The sequence below is a fragment of the Pseudanabaena sp. PCC 6802 genome (assembly GCF_000332175.1).
Taxonomy (GTDB): Bacteria; Cyanobacteriota; Cyanobacteriia; order Pseudanabaenales; family Pseudanabaenaceae; genus PCC-6802.
In genome coordinates, this window is sequence record NZ_KB235914.1 from 1511861 (window position 1) to 1524006 (window position 12146).

Annotated in this window: 7 protein-coding genes; 3 read left to right on the forward strand and 4 right to left on the reverse strand. The window is 48.9% G+C overall.

Annotated features, from left to right (window positions below):
* Nucleotides 1-59 precede the first annotated feature (59 nt).
* From PSE6802_RS0112150 to rplI, 3 genes are all read right to left on the reverse strand, one after another.
* Nucleotides 60-1259 carry an ABC transporter substrate-binding protein gene (locus PSE6802_RS0112150; RefSeq protein WP_019500334.1) on the reverse strand — a complete coding sequence of 400 codons (1200 nt, stop codon included), beginning with the start codon at nt 1257-1259 and terminating at the stop codon, nt 60-62.
* On the reverse strand, nt 1259-5161 hold the full coding sequence (locus PSE6802_RS0112155; protein ID WP_019500335.1) for a replicative DNA helicase: 3903 nt from the start codon (nt 5159-5161) through the stop codon (nt 1259-1261). Before PSE6802_RS0112155 ends, PSE6802_RS0112150 begins: the two co-directional genes overlap by 1 nt.
* Nucleotides 5162-5299: 138 nt before the next feature.
* Nucleotides 5300-5761 carry a 50S ribosomal protein L9 gene (gene rplI / locus PSE6802_RS0112160; protein WP_019500336.1) on the reverse strand — a complete coding sequence of 154 codons (462 nt, stop codon included), beginning with the start codon at nt 5759-5761 and terminating at the stop codon, nt 5300-5302.
* Between the two features lie 127 nt (nt 5762-5888).
* On the opposite strand from rplI, the gene PSE6802_RS0112165 reads away from it, so the two are divergent.
* Nucleotides 5889-7025, forward strand: a complete 1137-nt coding sequence (locus PSE6802_RS0112165) for a FecR domain-containing protein (RefSeq protein ID WP_019500337.1) — start codon at nt 5889-5891, stop codon at nt 7023-7025.
* Between the two features lies 1 nt (nt 7026).
* On the opposite strand, the gene PSE6802_RS0112170 is transcribed toward PSE6802_RS0112165, so the two are convergent.
* The gene (locus tag PSE6802_RS0112170; RefSeq protein ID WP_019500338.1) at nt 7027-9027 is read right to left on the reverse strand and encodes a tetratricopeptide repeat protein; all 2001 of its coding nucleotides are present in this window, start codon (nt 9025-9027) and stop codon (nt 7027-7029) included.
* Between the two features lie 42 nt (nt 9028-9069).
* On the opposite strand from PSE6802_RS0112170, the gene PSE6802_RS0112175 reads away from it, so the two are divergent.
* On the forward strand, nt 9070-9990 hold the full coding sequence (locus PSE6802_RS0112175) for a sulfotransferase domain-containing protein (RefSeq protein ID WP_019500339.1): 921 nt from the start codon (nt 9070-9072) through the stop codon (nt 9988-9990).
* 287 nt (nt 9991-10277) lie between these two features.
* A complete protein-coding gene (locus PSE6802_RS0112180) occupies nt 10278-11834 on the forward strand; it encodes a calcium-binding protein (RefSeq protein ID WP_019500340.1) in 1557 nt (518 codons plus the stop codon).
* The last annotated feature ends 312 nt before the right edge of the window (nt 11835-12146 follow it).

Genomic DNA, 12146 nt, shown 5'->3' on the forward strand with positions numbered 1-12146 from the left:
CCTGAGGGAGAGGGAAAACCATGTCGGGGGCTGCGCCCCTGCGACCCCATCGGTTATCTCTATCCCAACCCCCAACGAATTTTACGCCATAACCGTTCGTATTGCGCCGTAGTTTCTGGGGAGAGGGGCAGGAGGGTTTCGCTGTTGGCGATCGCCTCGGGCTGCGGAAATTTTAGCGGATTAGCTTTGACGCTAGCAGGTATTTTGGCTAAATCTGTAATTGGCGTGGTGCCATCCGTAAGCGCGGTAATCTGAGCCGCAATTTCTGGTTGCAAGCAAAAGTCAATCCACTGGCGCACAAAGTCAAGGTTTTGCGGTCGCGTTTCCTGCAACAGCTTTTGCTTGGGCAATACCCATAGATCGGCCCAGAGCGCAGTCCCTTCCTTGGGGACAACTACTTTAATTTGTGGTTCTTGTTGCAAGGCACGGCGCATATCCTGCGACCAACCCACCGCCACCCAGGTATCCTCAATCATGAGGGGTTGGAGGTAAGTATCGGAGGAATAGAAGCGCGTTTGGGCATTGAGTGCGGTTAACTCGGACTCCAAACTTTGTACCGCATTTAGATCGGCAGTTTGATAGGCTTTACCGAGTTTCTTGAGCGCGATGCCAATTACCTCGCGGGCATCGTCTGGCAAACTCAGCTTTTGCCGCAGCTCCGGTCGCCACAGGTCTGCCCAACTGGTAATTTCAAAGGGGATCTTATCGGTACGATAGGCAATTACGGTCGTGCCCCAACGGTACGGCACGGCCCATACTTTTTGAGGTTCGCGGGTAAGCAGGCTTTGCCATTTCCGATCCAGGGGTTGGGGTGACTGGACAATTTCGGCCAGGTCGGATGGTGCCAGCTTTTTTAAGATCTGGCGATCGCGGGTGACGCTATTTTTCCATTTGACATCGAGATTTTGCCATTGGGGAATCTGGGCTAGTTCTTGTTCTGAAAACGGTCGGATCAGCGATTGGTCGATTGCCATGTTGAGCCAACCGTCGCTCAAGCTCATGACATCGGGAATATTATTGGCATCCTGGCTTTTATTAATTTCCTGGAGTGCTTTCCACAGTTCGGGTGGAGTTCTGGCAGCGACAAATTCGACGGGCTTACCAAATTTTTTCTCAAATTGTTCGACGATCTTGCTGGGTATGGAGCCGGACAAGCCCACAATTCTCAGTCGCTGCGGGTCGGCAAATAGACTGCATCCACCGCTGCCTAAACCCAAAGTTACAGCCCCTAAGCCCCATATCACCTGTCGTCGTTGCATTATCTTTGTGTTGACGTTGCCATATTCTCAAACCATGTAAATCGCGGCTCGAATAGTAATTTCACGGTGCCGACGGGGCCATTTCTGTGTTTAGCAATAATAACCTCCGCCACGCCGCGATCGGCACTATCGGGGTTGTAATATTCATCGCGATACAAGTTAATCACTAAATCTGCATCCTGTTCGATCGAGTTATGCAGAACAATATTGTTGCCAATGAAATTATGCAGTCTCTCAACCGTAAGATCGTAGACTGCTTCCTCACCATCAGGTTCTATAGATAGGATCTCATCCCAATAAATGTCACTGGTTGCTAACCTGGCTATTGCCTCAGATTTAACAACTTCAGCCAGTCTTGTTGCCCTCTCCCTGCTCGTATTTTGTCGATAAAGACTGGTTCCGCAATATGCATTCCCTAGTTGAGCCTGCATTTGGCGTTGTGTAAGATTATTGTTTTGCATAGCCGGTATGGCATATATCTGCCAAATATCATTTGGTATGACATCTCTATTCGTATTTTCAAACTTACTTCTAATGTAATTAGAGATTTCTTGTAAGCTTGCCTGTTTGTATTTCCCGACAGCTCCAATCAAATCGATGAATTTTGATGCGTCTGTTTTACCACTTATAGCTACCTGATATTGATCTCTCCCCTTGTCTTTTTGTGAAAGTATTCCAATTCTGGCATTGATGCCAAGATGTAGTAATAGCGACTGCACATCACTTGCTAGCCTTGCGCTGCTAGAAGAATAATAGATCGAAAAGTAATTTCTATTCTTGCTCAGTCTGATACAACCATCTGTACTCCACAAGTGACGCAAGAAAATTGCGATCGCTTCTTGAGGTTGCTCGAATACTTGACTGGGAACAAATTTTTCGTGGGATCTAAGTCCAAAAACTCCTAGGTTTTCTAACCATTTGGCAATAGGGTTTTTAACGTTATGAGTTAAGTGATAACTAGCAGATAGATAGACTTGATACCAATTTCGCTCAAACTTAATGCGAGGTTCAATAGCATCTCCAAATACTTGAATTGCTAAGTTTTGCACAATTTCTGCCAAGTCATGCTCTTTAGTAGTGTACTGAATAGAATGACGGGGGAGGGTGCAGCCATCGCCGATTAAATGACCAAGTAGAGCGAGTTCGCTATCGCTCATAAGTTGCAGGGTAGAGCTAGGAATATGGCGGGGTAGAGCCAGGCGATCGCCAAGTTGCAATTCGTCTAAGCGCTTCCAGCCATGAATTGTCAAAAATCTGTGATTGCCAGTCGCTTTAACATTCCTACCCAGTCGAGTTGTAAGCGTGTAGACAGGCTTAATGCCAGTACAAAAAGCTTTACTAACAATAGCTTTTTCTAACTTCAAGCTGGTTTCATCGATCGCCCAAACAGCAAAGCCAGAGCGATCGACTAAATCTCGAATTGGCACTCGAGCGCTACTGTCCGCCAGAGCAATCAGGGTATCTCCACTCACGCAACCTGATTCTCTTAGATCGGAGAGCATGGGGCGCTTGTTGGTTCTAGCTTCTACGCCGCGACTGAGTTGCGAAAGCGCAATTACGGGTACCTGTAGCTCCCGTGCTAAACCTTTGAGCGATCGCGTGATGCGAGATAACTCCTGCACGCGGTTGTCGGAGCCGGAACCCTCCATTAATTGCAAATAATCGATCAAAATGAGACCGAGCGCGCCGCCTTTTTCGGACTGCAATCTGCGGGCTTTAGAGCGCAACTCCATAATCGATGGATTGGCGGCATCGTCAATAAAAATTGGCAGATCGGAAAGAGTGCCGATCGCATTGGCGATCGTGCCCCATTCATGTTCGCTAATTTGCCCAGATCGCAACCGACTGCTATCGATCTTCGAAGCATTCGCCAACAAACGATAGACGAGCTGCTCCTTCGACATTTCCAGACTAAAGATCGCTACGGGCAGTTTGTGTAAACTCGCCATTTTATAGGCGGTAGCCAAACTAAATGCCGTGTTGTGGACGCAAATATCGTTAGCAACAAAATTATGGGTTTCAGGAATTGTCAGATCGTAGACCTGTTTCATCCCCACAGGTTCAATCTCAACAATTTCATCCCAATAAATATCACTAACTGCAAGGTTCTGCAATTCGTCATTTTCTAAAGCCATCGCAAGTGTCAACAAACGATCGCGAGTAGGAGCGCGTACCCCAACATGAATGTTGGATTCACCTCTAATACCAGCGCGACGTGCCAGATTTATCCATGATTCCTTGCCTTTAGCAACTGCAATTTGTTCCCAAATTCCGATTGGGATTAGATCGCAGTTCGTTTGATATTTGCGATCGCCTAAGGCATCCTGTACTTTCTCTAAATTTGCCTCTTTGCCGAAGATACCTATTTCAGAGATAAAAGTTTTAATTGAAATTGCATCGGTGATATCAAGTTGCCATGCCTGATTTAGCTGGGATTTGTACTTTACCGCCCGCTTTTTCAGCCGCGCCACAATTCCAAACCTGAGGAGTAAATGCTGAATCTGACGTGCTAGCTTTTCACTGACTGAAGCATAGCCTAGTTGTGACTGACCGCTAGCCAGAACGCAAGCCCAGCCATCAGTGGCAAATAGGCGGTTTAGAAAGAGAGCAAGTTGCGATCGCTCCAGTTTGAATATAATTTCCGGCACGAACTTAGCATGAGAATTTTTGCCCCATAGCCCTAGTTTTCGGAGCCAGATCGTGAGGTAATTTGGCTGTCCTCGGAGATCGACAGAGACGCATAAACTAGTTGCACGGGTGCTATTTGATTCATCTAAGCGAACTTTTAGCTTGGCAAATTCCCGTACAGCATTCGTAAAATCCTGTAGTAGGAGAGGATTAGTATTAGTAAATTCTGGAGTGGTATCAGTTAAGCAGCCATCCCCTAGCAAATAGCCCAGTAATTTAACTTCGCATTCTCGCAGTCGCTCTTGACCAAATATCGCTAGCCTGCGCGGTACAGCAATTTTGTCACCGGATCGCAGGTCAGACAACGCTCTCCATCCATTAATAGTTAAGTAAGGGTGAGTCAGCGTTGATGCGATACACCTACCCAACCTGGTGGTAACGCGGAAAGCAGGCTTAATACCATCATCGACATAGGCAGAAGGCTGGGTAAGCCCAAACCGCCAGTTAGGTTTGAGCGTAAATAACTCCGCTTGACGGCGGTGGTAAAGATCGGCGATCCTGGCGATGCTACCATCAGCCAGGACAATTTCGCTATCTGCAACCAAACACTTGCCCATCGATGGCCTGCCCGCAATGATGATCAAATCGGAGCGCTGAAAGCCCTGAGTCATGGAATCGAGATCGTAAAAACCAGTAGCCAGACCAGGATAGTTGGTGCCGGAAGTACTGAGGTTATAGCGATTTTCTAGCTCTTGGAAAGTTTTAGTGAGGATGTCACCAGCCAGGGTCAGCCCCTGCTGCGCGCGCGATTGAGTGACGGCAAATATTTTTTGCTCGGCTAAATCGAGCGCTTGGGGCAGTTCGACACTGGTGTCGTAGCTAATATTGACAGTTTCCCGACCCGCTTCCGCCAGACGACGGCGCATGTATTTTTCCGCGACGAGCTGGGCGTAATAGTCAACATTAATGGCGCTGACCGTGCGATCGCAAAGCTGCACGATCTTGCTTTGTCCGCCGACTTTCTCCAGCAGCTCGCGATCGCTCAACCAGGTGGTAACGCTCATCATGTCCGTCGGATTGGACTGACCGTGCAGTTGCAGGCAGGCGCGAAAAATTTCCTGATGCGCCACGACGTAAAACATTTCGGGCTGCAACAGGTCGATCACGCGACTGATGGCTTCTGGATCGAGCAGGACACCCCCCAGAATTGCCTCTTCCGCTTCAATATTCTGAGGTGGCAGGCGATCGCCTACTCCTTCAAACTCATTGGCCATACTTAAAAAGCTAATAGCTAATAGCTGATATAGCTGTAGACAGATCGGTTATTACAGGGGGTGTGGGGTCTGCGCCCCCACGCAGGGGTGGAACCCCTGCACCCTACCCTAAGCTTGCTGGCTATAGCTTTAGCTAATTTATTCCGGTACGACTTCTAGCTTAATCGTGGCAGTCACCTCAGCATGCAACTTGATGTCAATGTCATAGTTACCGATCTTTTTGATATCAGGTACGGAAATATCGCGGCGATCGATTTCCATCATGGCTTTTTGGGCGATCAGTTGCGCTACTTCGCGATCGGTAACGGTACCGAAAATGCTATTGCCTTCGCCCACCGCCTTTTTGATGATAAAGCCGCCAATCGTGCTTAGTGCCACTTTTTTGCTTTCTGCTTCCTGGCGGATAGCAAGTAAGCGTTGGCGCTCTGCTTCCTTGCGTCGTTCTACTTCTTGAACTACTCCTGGTGTAGCGCGTACGGCGAATCCTTTAGGAATCAGGTAGTTTTGGGCGTAGCCAGGCGCAACACCTACTAAATCTCCTATTTTTCCTAGTTTTTTCACTTCCTTGGTCAGCATTACCTGAACATCGCTCTTTGACATGGTTTGTCTATTCCTTATCCTTGCAGTTTTGGGTCAATGAAGGCTAAATTAAGATTTGTTTAAGTATTAATTTACTTAGTGCTGGGGTTAGCAGCTTTAACCAGAATTTCTAGTATATCGAAAAAACGTGATCCACAAAACTCAGATACAGAAAGCGCGATCGCGGCAGCTCTGGCGGCTAGTATCTTTAATTTGCTTAGGTTCAAGTTTAGCCGTTCTGCCAGCTTGCAATTTTAACAGCCCAGCTAAGCCGTTTAGCAGCGAAGTCAACCCTACAGACTCGGTTGCCAAAGTTACCGAAGTTAAGAGTCGTCCGGTATGGATTCGTTTTCTTAATGCCGATAGCGAACAATCTGCTACGGTCGGAACCTCGGTCAAACCTGGTGAGGTCATTCGCACCGAAGAGGCGGCGCGCGTCCAAATTCACCTGCTCAGCGGCGACCTGGTTCGCGTTGAGGGTGAATCATCGTTGAAGATCGCTAAAAAAGATACTGTCAATCTTGATAAGGGGCAATTACTTGCCTGGTCAGCCCCCGATCGCTCCTCTCCCACGCAGATCGAAACTCCTTTTGGCATTGTTTCCTTGAAAAACACAACTGTATTCATCGATATTCCGAAGGATGCCGCCAAAGATAGAGTTATTCTGGCTTTACAGGGTAATGTCGAAGTCAAACTTAATAGTGGCTCCGTGCCCATTAACCTCAAACAAGGGCAAGAGCTGACAATTAAGTCAGATGGCACGGTCTCAAAACCCAAAGACCTTGATGTGGCAGCGGTTGAAAAGAAATTCGCCAAGAGCAGGTTGATCTATGGCTTTGATAGTCGTTTAGAGAGCTTAGCGGCGATCGAGTCGCGCTATACAATCTCCTCCAATACAACTGAAACTGATAAAGTCCCCTACAGTAGAAAGAAGAAGACAGCACCTGCTCCAGCCAATAATCCACCACAAGCTAGTAACACTCCTCAAGAGACTGCTCCTGAGCCCTACAGACCGCCAGCGCGGTACGAAGCTCCCAGAAGAGATCCCGAACCGCCCCCGCAAACCACCACTCGTCGCTCTGATCCAGAGCCACAAGCTGACCCGCTAGCCGTACCGCGCCGCGCCGAACCAGCCGCACCACAAGCGGCAGAACCACCACCTCAGCCAGTTCAACCTGAGGTAGCTCCGGCTCCTCTAGAACCACCGCCTCTACCAGTTCAACCCGAGGCTCCGCCACCGCAGGCAGCTCCCACACCAGCACCCGAAGAACCCAGGACACCTTAGTCTATGGCTGACGATATGCGCTTAGAGCGATCAGCACCTCACGAAATACGCTTTGCCAATCTCCAGCGCGGGGTTGGCGAAATAAGCGCATGGTATGAGGATACCAAGGACTATCCTGGCGCTCTAGCAACCAGCGCCAATCAGATGCAAAGGGAAGCAATACCCAGGTTGGTTTACCCATTGCGCCTGCTAGATGCACTATAGATGTGTCCACAGAAATCACCAGATCTAGTCGATCTATCATCGCCGCCGTGTCGGCAAAGTCGTCGATGCGATCGCTGAGGTCGGTAATAATTTGCGCGTCAGGCTCGTCGCTGAGATAGTCGTACAAGTCCGCCACATCCTTTCCCACCTGAAGGCTGTAAAAGCTAACTCCAGGCACTCTCAAAAGTTCGACAAAATAAGCAAGGGGACACGATCTTTTTTTATAGTCCTTAAGCAGAGCGATCGTTTCATCCTTATAGCCACTTGCCCAAGTAATTCCTACTTTGATGCGATCGGAGTAGAAAATCTGTAGATGAGGATAATCGTCGGGATGTGACTTGGGAAGTGCCTGAAGATAAGGGATTTGATTGGGAACTGTTGCTAAGGTGGTGCCGAGAATTCTTGGCAGGCTCATAAAGTGCGCGTAAACATCAAACGCTGGCAACTCTGAGCTTGTTTCTACTAGTTGCTCAATGCGATCGCAGGTCGAAAACAATTTCATGAGGGCGGCAGGACACTGTACGACGATCCGTCCACCGCATGCAGCCACCAATGGCACGTAGCGCACGAATTGAATCATGTCACCAAAGCCCTGCTCCGCTACGAGCAAAATTGTCTTACCCACCAAAGACGAGCCATCCCAAAGCGGTTGGGTAAAACCAGGTGGCGACATAAAGTCGCTCTCCCAACGATATTCGTATTCCACCCATCCTCGTTCGAAATCGCCCAATTTTAACAAAGCTAATGCCTTATTCCAGCGGGCATTGACATGATTTGGATTAATTGCGATAGCTTTGTCATAGCAGGCGATCGCATTCTCCACCTGATTCTGTACGTAGAGAATCAACCCGAGGTTATTGTGCGCCTCTGGGAATTCTGGATTCAGCGCCAGAGCTTTATGACAATACTCCAAAGCTTTTTTAAGATTGCCAGTCAGAAACGAGGTATTCGCTAAGTTGCAATAAGCACCGGCAAATTCTGGCTTTAGCTCGATCGATGTTTGCAAACATTTTATCGCCTCCTCATACTCGCCTTTTTGCGCTAGGGCATCCCCGAGGTTGCACCAGACCTCTGCTTGATGGGCATTTAATCTCAGTGCTGTGCGGTAAGTAGTGATCGCGCGCTCGTGTTGGCGCAGTTTCATATACGCTAACCCCAATCCCTCATGAGCTTTAGCATATTTAGGATCGAGAGCGATCGCGCCCTGGTAAGCCGTCACCGCGCGCTCGTATTCACCTTGTTGTGTCAGGACATTACCTAAGTTAAAACTAGCTTGGGCATCATGGGAGTCTAGCTCCAGGACGCGTTGGTAGCTGGTCGCAGATGCTTCTAAATTGCCCAGATCGCGGAAGATGCACCCCAAATCGAAATAGGCGTTTGGATCGTCAGGACGCAATTGCAGTACTATGTTGTAGGTTTGGATTGCCTTCTCAAAGTTGCCCTGTTGCGCGAGACTGCTAGCCAGCATAAATAGAAATTCCACCTTTTGGGGTTCCAAGTTAACTGCCTGCTCGTAGGCAGCGATCGCTGCGTCTAGCTGCCCCAATTCCCGCAGCACGTTACCCAACCCATAATGAGCCAGCGCAGAGTCTCGGTCAATTGCCAAACCACGTCGGTAACTTTGCACTGCTGCTTCGAGTTGGCTCAGTTTGCGAAAAGTCACGCCCAAATTAAAATAAGCATTGGCATGTTGAGGATTCAGAGCGATCGCCCTCTGATAGCTCGCAACTGCCTCATTCAGCTTGCCACGAGCAACCAGTGAATTAGCTATATTAAACTGTGCATCAGCGTCGTCCATATCTCTGCTCTACTTTCCCAGATCTACCTAACCTAACAAGCCATGCTCGTCAATTTTCTCATCGTCGGCACCCAAAAAGGAGGGACGACCGCATTAGCTCAGTTTCTATCAAACCACCCCCAGATTTGTATAGCCCCCGCCAAAGAGGTTCACTTCTTCGACTACGACCAAAACTATCAAACCACTCACCCTACCTGGCTGGGCGTTCCACCTCATCTCCTGCCCCCAGTTAAGCATTTGCGCAATAATCTTGGTACCAAGCCCAGGCATTCCGCGCAAATGCTTAACCCCTCCGATCCTTCCGATATCCCCGATATTTGCGATATCCCCAACCCCCAACCCCCAACCCCCACGGATCGCTACCACAGCTTCTTCCCCAACTACACCAACCAACCTGCCGTCGGCGAAGCAACTCCCATCTACATGTATTTCCCCTGGATTGCCGATCGCATTAAAGCCTACAATCCCAACATGAAGCTGATCGTTCTGCTGCGCCATCCCGTAGAACGCGCCTACTCTCACTACCAAATGGAACGAGCTAGAGGTTGGGAGTGGCTGCCTTTTCCTTTAGCAATCCGCTTTGAAGCATTGCGGTTGCGCATCGCTAAGATCGCAGAGAAATATGACAAGCCAGAGCGATCGGGGTTAAGAACCCATTCCTATAGCGATCGCGGCTTTTATGCGCGACAAATCCACCACTTGCTACGCTATTTTCCCAGAGAGCAAATGCTCGTACTCCTCAACGAAGACCTCCAGAAACACCACCACCAAACCCTGAAGCGCGTCTATCAATTTCTCAATGTTGACAGTAATATCATCCCTCCCGAGCCAGAGCGAGTCTTAAGCGGTAACTATCAACCCATGTCTCAACGAGATAGAAATTATCTACTGCGACTATACGATCGCGAAGTCGATACCCTGGCTAAATTCTTAGAATTAGATTTAAGCGATTGGAAGACCTGAACGCTTTGGGGTAGGGGATTATAAGCGATCGTAACTTGGATCTGTAAACTGCTGAAACCTGCAACATTTAAAGGTTAAGGTTATGTTATCTTGACAATGCAAGGTGGTAAGTTCTCAGTTTAAAAACATGTTCTAGGTACGCTTACAGGTACCCGTACAAATATCTCCTGGCGGCAACAACGCAACGGAATTGTCGTCTTAGTAGGTAATGTGCGAATGGATAAAGTGCGAAATAGAAGACCAGGCAGAACTTGTGAACTCAAAAATTGAGAGGAAGGGCAACTAAAATGGCAATTTTTATAGGAACCGACGCTAACGACAGTTATTTAGCAACTACCGAAGGCGATAACGCTAGAGGTGCCAGAGGCAATGACACTCTGATCGGCAACAGCGGCAGAGATACGCTCAATGGCAATGCGGACAACGACCTTTTGTTTGCAGATAGCTTAACTCAAACCGCAGGTGGCAACGACAGCCTTTTTGGCGGTCAAGGGGCTGACACCCTGGTAGGCGCTCGTTTTGGCTTCAGTGCTGACAGCCTCGGCGGTAACAGAGGCGAAGATTTGCTGATCGCTTCTACCAATGGTGGTAACACCCTGTTTGGCGGTCAAGGTAATGACACGATCTACGGTAGTGTCGCCAACTCCAACACCATGAACGGTGACATTGGCGATGATGTGGTAATTGCTGGTAACGGTAGCGATCGCATGTTGGGTGCGGATGGCAACGACACCCTAATAGGCGGCGCGGGCAGCAACGATATGTTTGGTGGGACTGGCAACGACCAGTTCCAATTCTTCACCGCTGTACCGCAAGATCTGGTTGCGTTTACGGGCGCGGAACAAGTAGTCAGAAGTAGAGGTGGCTTCGGTGGTTCTGACACCATCTTCGACTTCTCTACCGGCGACACAATTTCCATTTCCCAACTAGACCGCAATGCTACGGTTAGCATCACTACCAACTCAGCTGGGGCAGCGGTAATTACCATTGCCGGCACGGCTAGCGATGGCACGCCTGCCAACCAAACGATTACGGTTGTGGGTGCGAGCAGAGATGCACTATTGGCTCCTGGCGCGCAGTTATTCGCCATCAACGGCAGTTTCATCACTACCAATGACACGGTCAACTCTGGCGATACATCTGTCTTTACGGTTGGCAACGGTCAACCTGGGGGCAATATCAGAGGTAAGAGCCTGGTGGGCAGTCCTGTGGCAGATTCCTTTACGGATGACCCTGCCGCTGCCACTACCGCCGCTGGCATTCAGCTAGTCACGACTGTCAACGACGACACGCTAGCTGGTAATGAAGGCGACGACTTTATGTTTGGCAGTGCTGGCAATGACAGCATCAATGGTGGCGACAGTTCCCTCGATCCTTTGTCAGGCGATCGCAATAATACAGCTTCTGGAGTTGGCGATACCCTCATCGGCGGTCAAGGTTTTGATACGTTGACTGGTGGATCTGGTTCGGACAACTTCGTCCTCGATATCTTCCAACCTGGCATCATCGATACGATTACGGACTACAAACCCGTGACCGAATTTGACAACATCTTAATTAGTGCAGCGGGCTTTGGCGGTTCGCTGATCGCCGGACAGACTGCTTCTGGCGCAGCGCCTGCACAGTTCCAAGCCTTTCTTGGAGCAGGTGGTGTGGAAGGATCGAACTCTACGATCAATGCTGCAACGATTGGCACCTCAGCGTTTTACTACGACACCGTAGGCGGCGGTCTCTACTATGACGTTGATGGTGGTGGCACTGGTACGGTCTACACGCAGGTGGCCCAGATTAATCCTCAGTTTGGTAATGCCTTTGCGATTAATCAACTCGTAATCGTTGCTTAGTCAGGTAAGCGCACTGTCAAGTAGCTTTGCAGCTTAGATAGAAAAAGAGGTGGATCGTCACCACCTCTTTTTTATAGGTTTGAGCCTTCTTCCTTGTCCAAAAATGTCTAAATCCCCTTAGTTAAGAGATCGCTGGTTGATAGGGAATTGATGGCGCGATCGCTCTGTGTTTTAACTAATAACGTATCGCAAGCTGAATGAGAATTAAAAGGGCGATCGCTTCGCTGTTTTTAACTGGCAACAGATTGCTGGTTGATAGGGAATTAAAATCGCGATCGCTTTGTGATTTTTAACTGGCAACAGATCGCTGGT